Here is an 18,389-nt window from a genome sequence, read left to right on the forward strand (position 1 = left end):
GCTGGTGGGCCCAGGGTGCTCCCACCAGGGCGGGAGCGTCCAGGCGGCGCGCCTCAGTGGGCCGCGGGACCCACCGGCTCCTGCTCCCGGTCCTGGACGCCGAGCCGCGGGCGGGCCCAGCAGTCCCCGCACTCGACGGTCCGGCTGCCGTCCTCGGCGTGGTGCACCGTCCACCGGTCGCCCCGGTCGACGCGCCCGCCGCACACGTCGCACGCGGCGCGCCGCCGGTTCAGGGCCAGCAGCAGCCAGCCGGCCAGCAGCAGGCCGAGCAGCAGCAGGACCGCGCCGAGCAGGTGGGACCCGGTGACGGCGAGGCCGCCGTCGGGGCCGGGCTCCTCGGGGTCGACCGGCTCCGGCGGGACGGGAGCCGGGTCCACGCCGGTCTCGCCCTGGAGGTGCGCCAGGACGCGGAAGTGCAGCGTCGTCGAGTCGTCGCCACCGCGGTGGCCGGTCTCGGACGCCGGCATGGTGAATCCGACCGTGACGGGCACGGTGCCGCCCTCGGGGACCCGCACCTCGGCGATCGTCGGCTGCTTCTCGGAGTGCAGCACCGCGAACTGCTCGGAGCCCTCGACGCCGGCGACGTCCCAGTGCAGGTCGATCGCCTCGCCCAGCCCGGGGTTCGGCGAGCCGGCGGGGACCGTCTCGTCGAGCAGCAGGTCGACCGAGAGGACCGCGTCCTCCGGGCCCGCGTTGCGCAGCGTCAGGGTGCGCTCGACGCGGTCGCCGGGCGAGGCGACCCGGTCGCCGACGAAGTCCGCCTCGACCGTGGTGTACCGCTGGCCGGACCAGTCGAGGTGCACGGTCGGGCCGTCCCACTCGCCGACGACGGCGCCCTCGACGACCGTGCCGTCCAGGTCCGTCGCGCCGCCGGCCGTGCCGTCTCCGGCGGCAGCGGCCGACCCGGTGCCGGCGGCGCCGCCCGCTCCTCCGGACGAACCGGAGGAGCCGGGACCGCCGACGGGGCCGGAGCCGGTGGTCGTGGGCAGGCGCTCGCCGGTGATCGGCGTGAGGCCCGCCGCCGTCAGCGCGCCCGCGCCCGTCAGCAGCAGCACGAGCGCCAGGATCCAGGCGAGCGTGCGCCCGCGCTGGGACAGGCCGCCCCCGTCGACGCGGAGCACCTGGGGCTGCGCCCCGGGGCCGGCCGGGAGGAGCACGGTACGGGAGGACATCACGTCTCGATTCGGTCGAGCGGCTGTGCGGGAAGGGGCGCCAGCACGGCGACCGGTGCCGTAGGCGGCTGCGGGTCGTGCTCGGGCTCGGCGGCGAGGTCCAGGTCGCGACCGAGGTCGCGCAGGGCGGGGTCGAGGTCGCGGTGCAGGTCGCGCTCGAACCAGGCGGGGCCGGCGTGCAGCCGGGCCAGCTCCAGCTCGCGCTCGCGGAGCTCCAGCTCGCGCTCACGCAGGTCGAGGTCGCGCTCCCGCAGCGCGCGCTCGTGGGCCAGGTCCTCGGCGTCGAGGGCCGGCGCGACGGAGGCGGGCGCGGCGAGGGCGGGCGCGGAGGGCGCCGGCGCAGCGTCGACGGGAACCCCGCCGAGGCCCGCCGGCCCGTCGGCGCCGCCGGGCGCCGCGTAGACCCGGGTGCGGGGCTTGCGCATGCTGGACGCGATGCCGAGGGCGACCAGGGCCAGCGCGGCGACGACGATCACCGTCTGCACGTTGTCGCCGACCCACTGCCGGGCCCAGCCGAGCTTCGGCACGCCGTACTGGAAGACGCCGCGGACCTGCTCCGGGGACACCGGGTCGTCGACCGCGGAGTTCGCGTCGCCCTGGGTGACGAGCCGGCAGGAGGTGCCGTCGTCGAAGGTGCCGATGGTCTTGCCGATCACCCGGTGGCTGATCAGCGCCGGGTCGTTCGGCTCGGGGAAGAACGTGACGATCTCGCCGACGCCGACCTCGGCGCAGACCTCGGCGGCGTCGATGCCCTTGACGACGATGACGTCGCCGGGCGCGAAGGTGGGCTCCATGGAGCCGGTGAGCACGGTGAGCGAGGCGCCGCCGGACAGCCGGGGCACCACGGCCAGCGCGAGGACCAGGCCGATCAGCACCAGCGCCAGGGCCGTGCCGACCGCGTGGCCGGCGATCCGCCACGGCGAGTCGTACCAGGCTCCGGAGACCCGCACCGGGCGGCTCTTCCTGCTGACGCGCGTGCCCATCCGGCGGCTCCTCCTGGCTCGTGCTGCGGTCGGTCGGTCGGGGTCGTGCGGCGGGCGCGTGGCCCGGGTGGCGCGCGAGCGCCGGGACCGGCCGCGCCGCGACCCCGGGAGGAGCCGCGGCGCGGTCGGCGGTGGCGTCAGTCCTGCGGGAGGAACTGCGCGCCGGTGTCGCGGACCTGGTTGAGCGACAGGGTCAGGTTGGACAGCGAGTCGGTCACGGTGACCTCCTCGCGGTCCGGGGTCTCGGCGTCGAACGCGCCGTAGACGACGACCGAGATCTCCTGCGTGGTGTCCTCCATCTGGAGGACCAGGTTGCCGTCGGCGTCGGGCAGACCCGCGTCCTGGCCGTCGCGCGGGGCGGCGAGGTACATGAGCGCGGTCTCGCCGTCCGTCGGGAGCTCGGCCTCCGCGGCGAGCAGCTCGCCGCCGAGGTAGACCTCGTACGTCCAGTCCATGCGCTCGTTGACCAGCGAGTTCTCGCCGAAGCCGTCCAGGACCAGCTGGCCGACCAGGTTGTCGCCCTCGAGGGTGGCCTCGGCGGAGAACGCCGCGGCGACCTTGTCGCCGGGCACGATCCGCCAGGTGTCGGCGTCGTCGATCACGTGGCCGAGCTGGGAGCCGTCCGTGCCGGTCACCGTCTCGGTGGCGTCCGCGCGATCGGCGGAGACGTCCCAGAACGTGGTGTCCTCGAGCGCGACCAGGTTCAGGTCACCCGCGGTGACCGAACCACCCTGGAAGTCGGCGTCCGCCGACCACAGGGCGAAGGTCGAGCCGCCCAGCAGCAGCGCGGTGCCGCCGGCGACCCAGAGCATGCCCTTGCGGCGCTTCTTCTCCTCGGTGACGACGACGACCGGGGCGTTGGTGGTGGTGCTCATGGTGGTGGTGTTCCTCTCGTTCGGCCCGAGCCGGGCCCTCTGGTGGACCGTTCAACGCCCCGGTGGGGGCTGAACGGGGATCTAGCGGGTGGGGAACCCCGGCTGGTCGCCGGTCCCCACGTCGGGGTTGAGGTTGGTGACGGCGGGGTCGAGCGTGATCACCACGTCGGGCTCCGCCGAGGGGTCCGGGAACAGCTGGGCGTGCCAGCTGTCCTCGTGCTGCACCTCGGTGCCGTCCAGGCCGAGGGCCTCGGCCCACGCCCGGTTGCCGTAGGTGCCGGTCGACGGGAGCGAGCGCGGGACCCCCACGCGCGCCTCCCACTCGTCGACTGCGGTGCGGGTGTTGCCGTCCTCGCCGCGGGCGGCGACGTCGACCCGGTTGGCGTAGAAGCCGTCCGGCTCGTCGAGCCAGTCCATGGCGACGCACCACTCGCGGACGACCTCGTCGCCCGCCTTGTTGGTGCCGGCGGCCTGGAGCACGTCCTGCTCCCCGCCGATCACCAGCACGTTCTTGTGCTCCTCGCCGGGCGGCGTGGCCGGCACGGCGGAGCAGTCGCCGCCGACGGCGGCCGGGTAGAGCTTGATCACGGAGCCGCCGAGCACCGTGCTGTCCGGCGCGACGCCGTCCGCGATGTCGGTGACGGTGCCGTCGCCGGCGACCGTGGAGCCGGCGGTGACGTCGAACACCAGGCCGGTGATGCCGAGCGCGGCGCCGGCCGCCTGGAACCGCCAGAACACGGGACCGGGCTGCTCGGTGCCCTCGGGGTCCATGACCCGGACGATCTCCGAGCCCGGGAGCCGCACGGTCACCGGGGCGCCGCCGTCGGACACGACGCGCGAGCCGTCCTCACCCGGCACCTGGCCGGCGAAGGTCACCGCGCCGGTCCGCATGCTCGGCTGCACGCCGTCGCGGCTGTCGGACCACAGCGCCTGCGCGCTCAGCGCGCCGGCCCAGAGCCCGAGCCCGACCACGACGACCGCGGGGCGGGACACGCGGGGCCGCCTCACCGGGCACCCCCGGTGAACTCGTCGCCCTCACGGACCTGCTCCAGCGAGATGACGAGGCCGCCGCTGCTCCACACGCCCGCCGCGTCCACCGGGTGGCCGTCCGTCCAGACGTAGTCGCCCAGGACCTCGACGCGGATCACCACGACCCAGTCCTGCGGCTCCTCGTCGTTGCTGCCGGCCAGGCCGGGCACGACGACGGTCTCGCCGAGCTGGGCGCCGCCCCCCTCGGGGGCGATCGTCATCCCGGCGTCGTTGCGCACCGAGAAGGTGACCGCGATCCGGCCGGAGGCGATGTCGTCGGCCAGCCGGGACTGCGCGGCGGGCCGGAGCCCGAAGCCGCCGGCGAGGTTGTCGCCCACCAGCGTCGTGGTGACCGGCTGGGCGATCTCGACCACGTCGCCCGGCATCGTGAAGAACTCCGCGGGGACGGTGCCGTCGAAGACGCCCTGCTCGCGCTGCACGACGCCCGGGGTGACCTGCTCCCAGGTCGGCTCGCCGACCTCGAGGGCCAGGTCGCCCGACGTGATGGTGCCGCCGGTGTACCGGGCGCTCGCGGCCCACAGGGCGAGCGTGCCGCCCAGGAGGAGCAGCGCGGCCGCGAGCGCGGCGACCGCCGGCGCGCCGAGCCGCGTGATCCGCGGCGCGGCGGTCGTGGTCCGTGCGTTCATGTCCTCCTCCTTCCCGTGGTGCCGGTCCTGCTCGGCTGTGCTGATGTGTCCATCCTTGGGCGGCCCGCAGGCCGTTCAGGGGGCCCCTCGGTGGTCCCACCGGGCCGTCTGCGCGTCGTCACGGACACCTCTCAGCACCCCGCCCCGCCGCCTCGGTGGCCCGCGCGGCTCACCCGGCGACCCGGGTGTCGCCGGGGGTCATCACCGCGCACGCGGCGACCCGCTGCGTCTCGCCCATGCCGAGCGTCGGGATCACCCCGACGAGGCCGCCCTGGCCGAGCCGGGTGTCCGTGTCGACCACCTCGACGTCCGTCAGCGCGGTGGCCCAGTCGTCGTCGGAGACGTTGGTGACGGTGTAGACCCAGCACACGGGCTGGCCGTCCAGCAGCCGGCTCCCCAGGGGCGCCTCGGTGCCGGTGGCCACGATCTGCTCGGGCGTCGAGCTGTCGGTGACGCCGTGGTACGCCCGCTTGGTGACCTCGACGGCCGGGTCGGTGGCGAACAGCCGGATGTCCAGGTCGGGCACCACGAGGTCGTGGTAGCGGACGTCCTCGGAGACCGCCGTGTGGTGCACGCGCACCCGGCTGTCCGCGGGGACGTCGCCCTCCGGCACCATGACGTTGAGCGGCCCGGTGCTGGTCGAGCCCGCGGGCATCGTCGGCGCCGGCGTGCCCAGCGTCAGGCCGTGGTCCGCCGCCGTCCCGTCCGGCGTCGCGGTGAACTGCACGTCGGACGTGGGCACCGGTGCGCCCGGCCGGGTGGTGATCCGGTAGTCCTTGCCGTCCTCCCTGCCGGCGACGACCGCCAGCAGCTCGGGGTCGACGACCAGCGGGTTCACGAACGTGATGTCCGGGTTGTCGCTGTCCGCCGGGGAGTCGTTGACCCAGCCGGACTCGGACTCGACCGTGCCGGGCTCGATGGCGGCCTCCAGCAGCGCGGAGTCGTCCGCCTTGGCGATCACCGTGAACTCGGTGCCGCCGCTGCCCTCGACCGGCTCCACCGAGACCACGCGGGCGTTGATCCGCGCGGGGTCGATCGTGTGCTCGGTGGGACGGGCCGTCAGCGTGATGGCGTCGACCGTCACCGTCTCCTCGACCAGCGGCAGCGAGGACCTGATGGTCCAGTGCTTGTCCCGGGCGAGCGTCGGGTCGTTCTGGTAGTCGGCCTGGTTGATCGACAGCTCCGGCCGGCAGGTGCCGGCGATCGTCGCGACCCGGGAGAGCTGGGACGACACCGCGGTGGCCCCCGCGTTCGGGTCGTGGGTCTGCAGGCGCAGCCCGCCGGACACGGCGCCCGTCTCCGGGTCCACCGGCAGCGCGGCTCCCTCGGGCAGGTGCGCGAGGCGCGGGTCACCGGCCACCGGCAGCGTGACGTTGATCGTCTGCCGGGCGTTCTGGGTGACCGTGACCGAGTCGACCAGGACCTCGGCCTGGTTGCGCGCCGTCCAGTACACGTCGAGCCGCGCGGGCACCGCGGGGTTCCGCGCGCCGCTGACGGTGTTGCCGCCGGTCTCGGTCGGCGGGGCGACCTCGAGATCCACGGTGCAGCTCTCGGCGACCACGGGCGCGGCCTGCTGGTTGTTCGCGCCGCGCGCGGTCGGGAACCAGGTGTTCATCTTCCCGTTGGCGCCGCGGTTGCGGTTGTTGACCATCGTCAGCACCGTCGAGTCGACCGCCCCGGCCTCCTCGCTGACGGTGTTCGTCTGGGCGCCGGTGCGCGCGCCGAACGTGTTGCGCTGGATCGTGACCGCGCCGGTCATCCGCATCCGGATCGTGGACCGGGCCGAGGTGGAGCCCCAGCCGTCGAAGTCGTTGTCCTCGATCGTGACGCCGGACGCCTGGACGTTCAGGGTGTTGGTGTGCGCGCCCTGCCAGTAGATCGCCTGCATCGACCCGGTCGCGGCGTGGAACTGGTTCCGGGCGATCAGGCCCCGGCCGGCGATCCGGTTGTTCTGCGGCAGCCGGATCATCGCGCCGGTGGCCTCGCTCGCGGTCGTGATGCCGGTGACCACGTTGTCCGTGATCTCGAAGTTCGTCATGTCGGCGCCGCGCGCGGTGGCGTCGCCCATCTCGATGAGCGGGTGGTTGACGTAGATGCGCGGGTTCGTGAGGGTGTTCCGGGCGAACACGAAGTCGCTGACCGTCGCGCCGCGCAGGTCGATCATCCGGATGCTGTTGTTGGCGGCGCGGCCGTAGTTCGGCATCGCGCTGTCGACCACCGACAGGCCCTGCACGTGCTGGTTCCGGGCGTACACCACGCCGGAGGTGCAGCCCGCGGCCGTGCTCGTGCTGCACGCGCCGGACGTCTGCGACTCGTAGGTGACGCCGCTGATCGTCAGGTTCCGCACGGCGTTCGCGGCGTTGGGGGCACCGTCGAGGAAGCCCCAGCCGCGGTCCGCGGCGCGGGCGGCGAAGCCCGAGACGGTGTAGTCGCTGACCGTGACGTCGGTCGCCCCGCCCCGCACCACCAGGAACCGGCGCGGCCGGTTGTTCTGAGTGCGGACCTCGCCGCCGGTGATCGTGACGTCCCGGGCGCGCTCGCCCACGTAGAACGTCGTCTCGCCGCCCCACGCCTGGTCGATGCCCCGCAGCGTGATGTCCGGGCCGTTCACGTGGAAGATCGCGGCGTTCGGACCGGCGAGCGTGGTGACCGAGTTCGGGAAGATCGTGTTCTCGAGGTCGATCTCGACCGGCGCGGTGACGTGGAAGACCGCGCCGAGGTCGTCGGTGATGGAGCCGCCGCCCGCGGACGGGCGCACCGTGCTCATCCAGGTGGAGGTGTCCGCGGTGAGGTCGATGCGACCGCCCGCGAAGCCCGGCTGCACGCCGATCCGGACGATGCCGGCGGCGAGGTTCAGCGCGTTCGACTCCTGGATCGCGGCCCGCAGGGTGCACGCGCCCTCCTCGGTCGCGCACACGCCGTCGCCGGGGTTCGCGTCCTCCTCGGTCCCCAGGGAGTTCACGAGCAGCTCGACGCCCGGCGTCGCGCTCTGCGCGACGCCGAAGGTCGTGACGACCAGCGCCGCGGTCACGGCCCCGGCGGTCGCGCGCTTCACCCAGCGGGACGGCCGCAGCCCGCGGAGCGCGCCCAGCGCACCGGGGCGGCCCGACCGGGCCTCGCGTCGAGTCGTCACGTCGTCCTCCTCGTGTCGTGCCGGCGGTCCCGCCGGCCTGTCCAGGTTCGGGCGCGGCGGAGGCCGCGCAGGGGGGTGCTCAGTGGGTCCGCCCCGCCGCCTCGGTGGGCGGCGGGGCGAGGACCGGGGTCCTGCGGCCGGGGCTCGGTGCCCACCGGCCGCGACGGGTCAGGCGCGGGAGTCGACCGGGATCAGCGGCGCGCAGGACGCGTACCGGTGGCTCTCCCCGACCGCGAGCGCCGGGATGCGGGCGATCAGCCCGTCGTCACCCAGCCGGGTGTCCGAGTCGCGCACCACCACGTCCGTGAGCTCGGTGGCCCAGGTGTCCCGGGAGTTGTTGGCGACCGTCCAGACCCAGCACACCGTCTGGCCGTCCCCGAGCCGGGAGCCGGCGAGCACCTCCGTGCCGGTGGCCTGGATGCTCTCGGGGGTCGACGTGTCGCCCACGTGCACGTAGGCCTGCTTGGTCAGCTGCAGCGCCGGGCTGGTGGAGTACAGCCGCACGTCGAGCGACTGCACCACGAGGCCGTCGTAGTTCACGTCCGTCGAGGCGACCTCGTGGCCGACCAGCGCGGAGGTGCCCGCCTCGACCTCGCTCTCGCCCGCCGTCACCGTGAGCGACCCCGTGGAGCTGCCGCCGGCGAGGATCGTGGGCGCGGTGTTCGCGAGCCGGACGTCGAACTCGGTGGCGACCGCGTCCGGGACGGTGCTGAACGACAGGGTGTCGGTGGGCACCGGCGCGCCGGGGCGGGTGGCGATCGAGTAGGCCTCACCCGTCTCGTCGCCCGCCAGCAGGGTGACCTGCTCCGGGTCGACGACCAGCGGGTTGACGTAGGTGATCTCCGCGTCCGTGCTCGTCGCCGGGCTGTCGTTCAGCCAGCCGGACTCCGAGGTGACCGCCCCGGCCTCGATCCCGGCCCGCAGCAGGGCCGAGTCGTCGACCCGTGCCACGACCGTGAACACGGTGTTCTCGGTGTCGGCGACAGGGGTCACGGACACGATCCGCGGGTTCAGCCGCTCCGCGTCGACGGTCAGGTCGGTGGGCTCGGCCGCCAGCTCGACGTCCGCGGCGTCCAGGCCGGTGAGCGGGAGCGAGGAGACGACGGTCCAGTGCAGGTCGCGGGTCAGGGCCGGGTCGGCCTGGCCCTCCGCCTGGTCGATCGTCAGCTCGGGCCGGCAGGTGCCGGCGAGCGACGCGACCCGGGAGAACTGCGACGAGGCCGTGGTGCTGCCGGCGTTCGGGTCCTGGGTCTGCACGCGGAGGCCGCCTGCGACCTCGCCCGTCGTCGGGTTCACCGGGATCGTCGCCCCGGCCGGCAGGTGCGCCAGCCGCTCGTCGCCCTCGAGCGGGAGCGTCACGGTGAACGTCTGCGGCGCCTGCTCGGTGACGGTGACCGACTCGAGGTACACCTCGGCGGCGGAGCCGGACGTCCAGTACAGGTCCAGCGTGGTGGGCGACTCCGGGTTGCGGGCGGTGGCCAGCGCGGGCGCGCCGGACGGCGGCGCGACCTCCAGGTCGATGGTGCAGCGCTCGGCGCCCACGAGGGTCGCCTGGGTGTTGTCCGCGGCGCGCGCGGTCGGGTACCAGGTGTTGAGCTTGCCGTTCGCGCCGAGGTTCCGGTTGTTCACCAGCGTCTGCACGATGGCGTCCACGGCCCCGGCCTCCTCGGCGACGGTGTTGACCTGCGAGCCGCTGCCGGTGCCGAAGGTGTTCCGCTGCACGGTGACCGCGCCGGTGTGCCGGAGCCGGATCGTGGACCGGGAGGCCGCCGAGCCCCAGCCGTCGAACGCGTTGTCCTCGATCACGACGTTCGACGGCGCGACGCTCAGCGTGTTGGCGCCGGGCCCCTGCCAGTAGACGGCCTGCGTCGGGCCGGTGGCCGCCTGGAACGTGTTCCGCGCGATGAGGCCGCGGTCGCGGATCGTGCCGCCGAAGGGCAGCCGGATCGCGCCGCTCTCGGCCTCGGTCGCGGCGGTGACGCCGGCGAAGACGTTGTCGACGATCTCGAAGTCGTGCACCGTCGCCCGGGTCGCGGCGGTGCCGCCGAACTCGATGAGCGGCAGGCCGGCGCGCAGCTGCGGGGTGGTGATCGTGTTGTTCGCGAACACGAACCGGTCGACGGTGGCCGAGCGCAGGTCCATGATCCGGGTGCTCGCGCTCACCGCGCGGTTGAAGTTCACCACCGTGTTGTTGGTGAACGTGAAGTCGGTGACGGTCTGGCCGCGCAGCGACATCGGCGACGAGGAGCAGCCGCCCGCGGCGCTCGCGCCGCACGCGCCGGTGGCGCCGGCCGTGTAGGTGACGTTGTCCACGACGAGCCCGCGGACCGGGTTGGTGGCGGTCGCGCCGTCGACGTAGCCCCAGCCCCACTGGGTGTCGTTCGACGCGTAGCCGGACACCGTGTAGTTGCTGATCCGGACGTCGCTGGCGCCGCCGCGCACCAGGACGAACCGCTCGGGGTAGTAGTTCGCGGTCGCGATGGTGCCGCCGGTGATGTGGATGTTCGAGGCGTTCGGCCCGACGTAGAACGTGGTCTCGGCGCTGAACGACTGGTCGACGCGCTCCATCGTGATGTCGGGGCCGTTGAGGTGGAACACCGCGGCGGCCGGCAGGTCCGCGTTGTTGTTCGGCGCGGCGGTGATCTTGTTCTCCAGGTCGATGGTCACCGGGGCCAGGACGTCGAACACCGCGCCGCCGTCGCCCGTGATCGTGCCGCCGCCGGCGCTCAGCGCGGTGGTGCGCATCCAGGTGGACTGGGTGGCGACCAGCACGATGCGCCCGCCCGCGAACTGGGGGTGCACGCCGATGCGCACCTCGCCGGGGCCGGCGTTCAGCGCATTGGACTCCATGATCGCCGCGCGCAGGGTGCACTCCCCCGTCGCGGTCTCGCAGACGCCGTCGCCCGGGTTCGCGTCGACGGTCGTCGCGAGGGAGTCGACCAGCAGCTCGTGGGTCCACGCCGACTCCGCGGGCGCGGGGTCGGCGACCGCGGCCGTCACGCCACCGGCCATGAGCGCGGAGGTGGCGGTCAGGGCCGCGACCGTGCGCGACCAGCGCCGTGCGGCGAGGGCGCGCAGTCCGGGGCGGCGCGCGGCGCCGGCGCGCAGGGCGGCGCGGTCCCGGCGGGGCGCGTCGGGCGCGGGTCGAGCGGGCATCGGTTCTCCTCACGGCGGTTCGGTCCGGCCCCGGCGGGTCCGCCGCCAGGCCGGTCGCCCGCGGTCCACCGGGGGCGCGAGCGGTCTCGAGCCTCTCGGCCCCGCGACCCGGCTCAGGGCCCCGACGGTGCCTGCGTGCGCGCTCTCGGTACCCGGCGCCCTCGTCCTGGGGGCCGGCCGGCACCGGCCTCGGTGCGCAGGGCCCGACGGCCGGGGCACCGAGATCCCCCCGTCCCGGCACCCAGTCCCCCACCGAGGCGCCCGGAGTCGGCGGCAGGGTTGTCCCCGGTCGACCGGCCGGTGTTCCGGGGGGATCTCGGGCACGTCGCCGGGCGGACGACGACGCCCCGCCGGCCGGTCGACCACGCGACGACGCACCCGGGTCTGGTCAATCCGCCCGAACAGCGGTGCACTGGGGACAGGTTGCCTCGCGCGCTCGACGACGTTCGCCGACGAAGGACCAGGTGGGACCGATGACGGATCAGATCGCCGACGGCGTGGCCGCCCTCGTGGGACGCGGGACCAGCGTGCTGCTCACCGGTCCGGTCGGCTCCGGGCGCTCGCACGCGCTGCGCCGCGTCGCCGCGCAGCTGGACCGGTCCGGCCGGGACGTGCTGACGGTGAGCGGGGTGGCCGGCACGCCGCCGCTCGCCGCCGTGCGGCTGGCGCTGCCGGGCGTGCTCCCCGGGCGCGGCACCGAGCCGGGCGGCTTCGCCGGGCTGCACCAGGCGCTGCTCGAGCACCTCGAGGGCGACGACGCGGTGATCGTGGTCGACGACGGCCACCTGCTGGACCGGGAGTCCTGGGGGCTGCTCGGCTCGGTGCACCGTCGGCTCGGCACCCCGGCGGTCACGACCGTCGTGCCCGGCGTCCCGTTCGTGCCGTGGTTCGTGGAGAACGTGCGGCCGGTGGTGGAGGTCGCGATCGGCGGCCTGTCCGCCGAGGGGCTGCACGCGCTGCTCGAGGACCGCGCGCAGGGGCCCGTGCCGCCCCAGCTGTCGGTCCGGATCCACGCCGAGACCGGCGGGCAGCCGTCGCTCGCGCTGGCCGTGTTCGACGAGGCCCGGCGGCGCGGCTGGGAGCCCGGCCCCGTGCCCGACGAGCTGCTGCGCTCCGCGCGGGTCTCCGGGATGTACGCGGCGGCGGTGTCCGGCCTGCCGCCCGAGGACCGGGACTCCCTCGAGCTGCTCGGCGTGGTCGGACCGCTGCCGCTGCGCGCCGCGCTCGCCCTGCTCGGCGGGACCCGGCTGTCCGCGCTGGAGCGCCGGGGCGTGCTGCGGACCGGCCGCTCGGCCGGGGAGCCGACCGTCACGGTCGCCCCACCCGGGCTCGCCGACCACCTCGCGCGGGCGACCGGCGAGACCACGCGGTACCGCCTGGTCGCCGCCGCGCTCGGCACGCTCGACACGGTCCCCGACGGGGACGACGGCGGCCTGCGCACCCGGCTGCGCGGCCTGCTCACCGCCGTCGGCGACCGCGCGCCCGGACCCGGCCCCGCCGGGTGGGCCGAGGACCCCGGCGCGGGCGGGGCGGCCGTCGCCCGGCTGCTCGCCACCCGGGTGCGGATCCAGCTCGCCGAGGCGACGAGGCGGTGGCAGGACGACCCCCGCACCGAGCACGCCGCCGAGCTGCTCCGGCTGCTGCTGTCGGTCGAGGACGAGCCGGGCCGCGCCGACGACGTCCTGGCCCGCACGGACCGGTCCACCGACCTCGACGGCTTCGCGCCGGTGCAGCTGCGGTACCTCGAGGGCCGCTGGGCGATCGCCCAGGGCGCCGCCCCCGCCGCCGTCGCCGACGGGCTCGCGGGCGGCCTGCCGCCGGGGGCGTCGCCCGCCCACCGGGAGGCGCTGGACTCGCTCGCCGTGGCCCTGCGCGCGGAGTACGGCCGCGTGCCCGACGACTACGCCGCCGTGCTCGCGCCGCGGGCCGACGGCGACGGCGCCGCGGCGCTCGCCGCACGGGTGGCGCTGGCGGCGTGCCACGTGATCGCTGGCCGGCACGACGACGCCGCGGACCTGCTCACCCAGGAGCGGGGCGGCTGGCCCGCGCTGCTGCGCGAGAGCGCCGACGTGCTCTCCGTGCTCACGCGCTACGGCAGCGGCCGGCTGGCCGAGGGCGTCGACCGCGCCCGCGCGCTGGCGGGGGCGGCCGTCGACGACGGGTCGCCGGCCACCTGGGTCGGCGGGCTGTACGTGGCAGCCCTGTGCCTGGGCAGCCGGATGCGGCTCGACGCCGCCCGCCGCGAGCTGCTGCCGGTGCTCGCCTCGGGGCTGCGCGCCCGCGCGCTCGTCGTCGCGCCGGACCTCGCCGCCCGGGTGCTGCTCGCGACCCTGTCGCTGCACACCCAGCAGACCGGTCTGGTCCCGGGCCTGCGGACGCTCGCCGAGGAGCACGACGCCCCCGCCGACGCCCTGCCGTTCGGCGACGCGCTGTGGGTGTCGGCCATGAGCCTGTTCGCGGGCGGGGAGCCCGGCGAGGGCACGCGGCTGCTCGACCTGCTGACCGACCGGGAGCGCGGGCTGGGCCACCACCTCGCCGCGGACGCCACCCGGATCTACCGGCTGCTGCTCGCCTTCGACCCCGACCTCGCGACCGCGTTCCGCGGCACCGCCGAGCGGGTCGGCGGCGAGGCCTACCTGACCTACCTCGACGCCCAGCACGCGCTCCGGGACGGCCGCGACCCGGAGGCGCTCATGGCCGTCGCCCGGCGGTTCGTCGCCCTGGACATGCGGGAGCAGGCGGTCCGCTGCTACCTGATCGCGGCCGGGCTGCTGCAGGTCGCCGGCGACGACGACGGCGCGGCGCGCGCCCGCGCGGACGCGCAGGTGCTCGGGTCCACGCCGTCGGTCCCGCTGGACGAGCAGGCCGGCAGCGCCGAGCTGACCGAGCGGGAGCGGGAGATCGCGGCGCTCATCGCGCGGGGCGAGTCCACGTCGGCCATCGCCCGGCGCCTGTTCCTCAGCCGACGGACCGTCGAGAGCCACCTCTACAACATCCGGCGGAAGACCGGCGCCAAGGACCGCGCCGACATCGGCCGGATCGTCGACCCGTACGCCTGACCGCCGTGCGCCGCCGCCACCTACCCACGCCCGCGCGCGCGACGACGCGTGCCAGGCTGCGGCCGTGACGACGGACCTGCTCTGGCTCGGCGCGCTGGCGCTGCCGGCCGCGCTCGCCGTCGTGCTGCTGCGCCGGACCCCCGACCCGGCCCGCAGCACGGCCGCGGCCGCGCCGGCCACGCTGCTCCCCCTGGCGGTCCTGGCGGTGCTCGGCACCGGCGCGGGGTCCGGCGTCGCGGCCGCCGCCGACGGCGGGCTCGTGCTGGTCGACGCGGTGTCGCGCCCCCTGGTGCTCGTCGCGACCGTGCTGTACGCCGCGGCGCTCGTCGTGACCGCCCGGGCCGGCAGCCCCGGCGCCGTGCGGCTGACCGCGCTGCTGCTGCTGTGCTGCACCGGCAACGCCCTGGCGCTGCTCGCCGCGGACGTGCTCGCCCTGGTCGCCGGGTGCCTGCTCACCACCGTCGCCGTCGCGCTGATGGCCCGGCTGCCGGGGACCGCCGCCGCGCGGTCCGCCGCCCGGGTCCACCTGGCGCTGGCCGTCGCCGCGGACGCGGCGCTCGTCGCGGCCGCGGCGCTGGTGGTCGGGGCGGGCGCCCGGCGGCTCGCCGACGTGCCGGCCGTGGTCGCGGACTCCCCGGTCCTGGTGCCCGTCGTGGCGCTGACCCTCGTCGCGTTCGGCATCCGCGCCGCCACGTTCCCGCTGCACGGCTGGCTGCCGCTGCTGGAGTCCACGGTCGCGATCCCGGTGGGGGCCGTCCTCAGCGGCAGCGTGGTCAAGATCGGGCTGGTCGGCCTGCTGCGGCTGCTGCCGCTCGGCGAGGTCGCCCTGCCCGGCTGGGGCACCGCCGTCGTGGTCGTGGCGCTCGTCGGCGGGCTGCTGGCGCTCGTGCCGGGCGTGCTCAACGACGACGCCGAGGTGTCGCTGGGCTACAGCACCGTCGGCCAGATGGGGTTCATCACGGTGCTGGTCGGGGTGGCGCTCGCGATCCCGGAGCTCGCCCAGGCCTGCGCGCTGTCCGCGGTCGTGTACGCGGTGCACCACGGCATGGCCAAGGGCGGCCTCGTGCTGTCGGTGCAGATCTGGCAGCGGCACGGCGGCGGTCCGCTCCGGGCGCTGGTGCTCGCCGGCGCCGCGGTGCTGGCCCTCGCGGTCGTCGGCGCGCCGTTCGGCAGCGGCGCGGTGGCGAAGTACGCCGCGAAGCGCGCCATCGCCGACGGCCCGGAGCTCACCGTCATCACCGTGGCGCTGCCGTTCGTCGCGACCGTCTCGACGCTGATCCTGGTCCGCACCGCCACGATCCTGCGCCGGCACGTGCGGCCCGGCCCGGTCGGCGCGGACGTCGGCCTGGTGTCCTGGGCCGTGCTGTGCCTCGGCGGGACCGCCGCGACCTGGTACCTGGCCGGCCAGTGGGTGCCCGTGCTGTCGGTGCCGGCCCTGGACACCGTCACGCTGTGGCAGGCGACCTGGCCGGTGCTGCTCGGTCTCGGGATCGCCGGCCTGGCCGCCGGCGCGGTGCGGGCCGGCCTGGTGCCCGCGCGGGTCCGGTCGCTCACCGTGCCGCGCGGCGACCTCGTGGCGCTCCTGGGACGGGCGCTGGACGCGGCGTCCCGGAGGCGCGGCCGCGCGCCGGCGGGCACGGCGACGCCCCCGGACGGGCCCGGGTGACGTCCCGGCCGGGCTCCTGCGGTCAGAGGGTGTCGAGCTGGTCGTCGATCTCGGTGAACCGCTCCACGGCGGGGTGGTCCAGCACCGTGCCGCGCGCGACGACGTAGGCCGGGCTCGCGAGGGCCCGGAGGTCGGTCAGCGGATCGGCGTCGACGACCAGCAGGTCGGCGGCCCGCCCGGCCTCGACCGCGCCCGTCACGGCCTCCAGGCCGAGCATGCGCGCGTTCCCGCCCGTCGCGGCGTGCAGGGCCGCGGCGGGGGTCAGGCGGCCGTGCCGGACCAGGAAGTCGATCTCCCGCCAGGTGTTGTAGTGGGTGACGTAGGTCAGCGCCGAGTCCGTGCCCATGCCGATCGCGATGCCGTTGGCCTGGGCGTCCTGGATGCCCTGCAGCATCTCCTCGAGGATCATCTCCGCGTTGGCGTGCACGATGTCGCCCACCCCGGTGTCGGACCGCGGGAGCCGGACCAGCGGCAGGCAGGCCTGCAGGGTCGGGACCAGGGCCGACCAGCCGCGCAGCGACCGGGGGTTGTCCCGGAACAGGTCGATGATCTCGGCGTTCATTCCCGCGCCGTGCTCGATGGTGTCGACCCCGGCGCGCAGGGCGCGGGCGATGCCCTCCTTGCTCTGGGCGTGCGCGGCGACGAGCACGCCGGCCGTGTGGGCCTCCTCGCAGATCGCGGTCATCTCCGCCTCGGTGAGCTGGGGCCGCCCGGCCTCGCCGATCGCGCGGGCGTCGGTCACGCCGCCCGTCGCGGCGATCTTGATCGCGCCGACCCCCTTGCGCAGGTTGGTCCGCACGTTCCGGCGCGCGTCCCACGGGTTGTCGCCGACCAGGGCGATCGTCGGGGTGCCGTGCCCCCCGGTCCCCGCGAGCAGCGGCCCCGAGGGCAGCAGCCGGGGCCCGACGTGCTCGCCCGCGTCGATCTCCTCGCGGACCTGGACGACCTCGTAGGCGACGTCGCCCAGGCTGCGGATCGTGGTGACGCCCGACCGCAGCTGGGTGTCGACGTTGCGGCGTGCCCGGCCGGTCACCATGCGGCGGCCCACCCGGGAGTGGAAGAACGTCGAGACGAGCTGCTCCGCCGACTCGCTCGTCAGGATCGGCGGGAGGGGCTTGCCGTCGGCGAACAGGTGCGCGTGCGCGTTGATCAGCCCCGGCAGGACGAACCGGCCGGTCCCGCGCAGCCGGCGGTACCCGGGGGGCACCGCGACCGAGGCGGCGGGGCCGACCTCGGCGATGGTGCCGGTCGCGTCGACGAGGACGGTGTGGTCGGTCAGGACGGTGCCGGCGGCGTCGCCGGTGACGACGGTGGCGCCGGTCAGCGCGAACGGTGTGCTGCTCATCGGGGTGGTCTCCGTTCCTGGGGTGTGCTCGGGGGTGGCCCGACGGGCCGGGGCCCGGGGACGTTGTCCGCGACGAGGGCGGCGAACTTCACGCCGAGGCAGATGGCGACGAAGGTCGCCAGGCTCGTCGTCAGGGCGTCGGTGTCCGTGCCGGTGAGCGCGACCAGGCCGACGGTCCCGGGCACCAGCAGCAGGAAGGCCGGCTGGAACGTCGCCGCGGCGGGCAGGGCCAGCGTGCGGCGCTCCCCCCAGCGCGCGACCAGGAACAGGACCGCGGCCGCGATCCCCGCCGCGGCGGCCTCGCCGACGGCCGGGGACAGCGCCCGCAGCAGCGTGAAGGTCGCGGTCATCACCACGACGTTGACCGCGCTCAGCCGGGCCCCCGAGCCGAAGGCGAGCCCGACGCCGGCCGCGAGCACCGCCACGCCCACCCAGGCGACCCACCCCGGCGGGAGCTGCTGCCAGGCGCTGGCGTCGACCGGGGCGGGGCCCGCCTCCTGGCCGATCAGCGCCACCGAGCCGGGGTCGACGGTGAGGCCGGTGAGGCTCGCGCCCGCGAAGATGCCCAGCGCCATCAGCGCCAGGACCAGCAGCCCGTACACCAGGCGCCCGCTGCCGGTGACGACGTCCGTGGCGGTCAGGTCCAGCAGGGCGTTCGTGATCAGCGCCCCGGGGACCAGGATGGCGATCGGCGCGCACACCCCGAACAGCGGGATCGGCCCCCACGACGCCGCGGCGGCGACCCCGCCGACAGCCAGCGTCGAGGCCAGCGCCACCACGAACGGCAGCACCGCCGACCCGCCCTCGAGCCGTCCCAGCACCTGCGTCAGGGCCCCGACGCCCGCGCCGACGACGAGCGCCACGAGGATCGCCCACCACGGGCAGCGGGTGACCACGGCCAGGCCGCACGCCACCAGCGCGCTGCCGAGGACCTGCTCCGCACGGGGGTGCCGGCGGCGCATGGCGCGCACGGCCGCGATCCGCTCGGGGACCTGCCCGAGGCCCACCTCGCCGGCCTCGACCTGCCGGCCCAGCCTGCTGGCGTGCGCGGCCTGCTCGAACGACAGGTCGGCGCCGCCGGAGGCGACCAGGGTGGAGGCGCCGCTCTCCCGGCCCGTGACCACCACCGTCTGCGCGAGCACCGACGCCGTCACCGCGCCCGAGCGCTCCAGCGACCGGCGCACCTCGCCCACCGAGGCACCCGCCTCCAGCAGGAGCACGCCGAGCTCCCCGAGCACGCGCCGCTCGCCCGCGCCGGCGGGATCGCTGCCGCCTGGACTCATCGCCCCCCCTGCGCTGCTCGGCGCCCCGCCCCCTGGCTCTG

At 75.8% G+C, this 18,389-nt stretch carries 11 protein-coding genes; 2 read left to right on the forward strand and 9 right to left on the reverse strand.

Going from position 1 to position 18,389, the window contains the following annotated elements:
- Nucleotides 1-53 precede the first annotated feature (53 nt).
- The 7 genes from FS882_RS01725 to FS882_RS01755 all read right to left on the reverse strand — a co-directional run bounded on the left by FS882_RS01725 (nt 54) and on the right by FS882_RS01755 (nt 10,995).
- Nucleotides 54-1,172 (reverse strand): hypothetical protein, encoded by a 1,119-nt coding sequence (locus FS882_RS01725; protein WP_158370133.1) that lies wholly within the window; start codon nt 1,170-1,172, stop codon nt 54-56.
- A complete protein-coding gene (locus FS882_RS01730; RefSeq protein WP_158370135.1) occupies nt 1,172-2,155 on the reverse strand; it encodes a signal peptidase I in 984 nt (327 codons plus the stop codon). The genes FS882_RS01725 and FS882_RS01730 overlap by 1 nt, the downstream gene beginning before the upstream one ends.
- Before the next feature lie 137 nt (nt 2,156-2,292).
- Complete coding sequence (locus tag FS882_RS01735; RefSeq protein ID WP_158370137.1) at nt 2,293-3,030, reverse strand: SipW-dependent-type signal peptide-containing protein; 738 nt, start codon at nt 3,028-3,030, stop codon at nt 2,293-2,295.
- 81 nt (nt 3,031-3,111) lie between these two features.
- Nucleotides 3,112-4,038, reverse strand: a complete 927-nt coding sequence (locus FS882_RS01740) for a hypothetical protein (RefSeq protein WP_187365074.1) — start codon at nt 4,036-4,038, stop codon at nt 3,112-3,114.
- On the reverse strand, nt 4,035-4,706 hold the full coding sequence (locus FS882_RS01745; RefSeq protein ID WP_158370141.1) for an alternate-type signal peptide domain-containing protein: 672 nt from the start codon (nt 4,704-4,706) through the stop codon (nt 4,035-4,037). The genes FS882_RS01740 and FS882_RS01745 overlap by 4 nt, the downstream gene beginning before the upstream one ends.
- Before the next feature lie 169 nt (nt 4,707-4,875).
- The gene (locus FS882_RS01750) at nt 4,876-7,839 is read right to left on the reverse strand and encodes a hypothetical protein (RefSeq protein ID WP_158370143.1); all 2,964 of its coding nucleotides are present in this window, start codon (nt 7,837-7,839) and stop codon (nt 4,876-4,878) included.
- Between the two features lie 168 nt (nt 7,840-8,007).
- On the reverse strand, nt 8,008-10,995 hold the full coding sequence (locus FS882_RS01755; protein ID WP_158370145.1) for a hypothetical protein: 2,988 nt from the start codon (nt 10,993-10,995) through the stop codon (nt 8,008-8,010).
- Nucleotides 10,996-11,468: 473 nt separating this feature from the next.
- Here FS882_RS01755 and FS882_RS01760 point away from each other — a divergent pair, with 473 nt between their 5' ends.
- Nucleotides 11,469-14,054, forward strand: a complete 2,586-nt coding sequence (locus FS882_RS01760; RefSeq protein ID WP_158370147.1) for a helix-turn-helix transcriptional regulator — start codon at nt 11,469-11,471, stop codon at nt 14,052-14,054.
- Between the two features lie 64 nt (nt 14,055-14,118).
- Complete coding sequence (locus FS882_RS01765; protein WP_158370149.1) at nt 14,119-15,720, forward strand: proton-conducting transporter membrane subunit; 1,602 nt, start codon at nt 14,119-14,121, stop codon at nt 15,718-15,720.
- A gap of 22 nt (nt 15,721-15,742) precedes the next feature.
- On the opposite strand, the gene FS882_RS01770 is transcribed toward FS882_RS01765, so the two are convergent.
- Nucleotides 15,743-17,065 (reverse strand): metal-dependent hydrolase family protein, encoded by a 1,323-nt coding sequence (locus tag FS882_RS01770; RefSeq protein WP_158370151.1) that lies wholly within the window; start codon nt 17,063-17,065, stop codon nt 15,743-15,745.
- Complete coding sequence (locus FS882_RS01775; RefSeq protein WP_158370153.1) at nt 17,062-18,348, reverse strand: threonine/serine exporter family protein; 1,287 nt, start codon at nt 18,346-18,348, stop codon at nt 17,062-17,064. The genes FS882_RS01770 and FS882_RS01775 overlap by 4 nt, the downstream gene beginning before the upstream one ends.
- Nucleotides 18,349-18,389 lie beyond the last annotated feature (41 nt).

Origin of the sequence: Cellulosimicrobium cellulans (genome assembly GCF_007679345.1) — a bacterium.
GTDB lineage: Bacteria > Actinomycetota > Actinomycetes > Actinomycetales > Cellulomonadaceae > Cellulomonas > Cellulomonas cellulans_A.

What these genes read in the sequence shown, in the direction of transcription:
- FS882_RS01775 (WP_158370153.1), bottom strand. Translation starts at nt 18,348, where the DNA reads ATGAGTCCAGGCGGCAGCGATCCCGCCGGCGCGGGCGAGCGGCGCGTG.
- FS882_RS01770 (WP_158370151.1), bottom strand. Translation starts at nt 17,065, where the DNA reads ATGAGCAGCACACCGTTCGCGCTGACCGGCGCCACCGTCGTCACCGGC.
- FS882_RS01730 (WP_158370135.1), bottom strand. Translation starts at nt 2,155, where the DNA reads ATGGGCACGCGCGTCAGCAGGAAGAGCCGCCCGGTGCGGGTCTCCGGA.
- FS882_RS01755 (WP_158370145.1), bottom strand. Translation starts at nt 10,995, where the DNA reads ATGCCCGCTCGACCCGCGCCCGACGCGCCCCGCCGGGACCGCGCCGCC.
- FS882_RS01745 (WP_158370141.1), bottom strand. Translation starts at nt 4,706, where the DNA reads ATGAACGCACGGACCACGACCGCCGCGCCGCGGATCACGCGGCTCGGC.
- FS882_RS01760 (WP_158370147.1), top strand. Translation starts at nt 11,469, where the DNA reads ATGACGGATCAGATCGCCGACGGCGTGGCCGCCCTCGTGGGACGCGGG.
- FS882_RS01725 (WP_158370133.1), bottom strand. Translation starts at nt 1,172, where the DNA reads ATGTCCTCCCGTACCGTGCTCCTCCCGGCCGGCCCCGGGGCGCAGCCC.
- FS882_RS01735 (WP_158370137.1), bottom strand. Translation starts at nt 3,030, where the DNA reads ATGAGCACCACCACCAACGCCCCGGTCGTCGTCGTCACCGAGGAGAAG.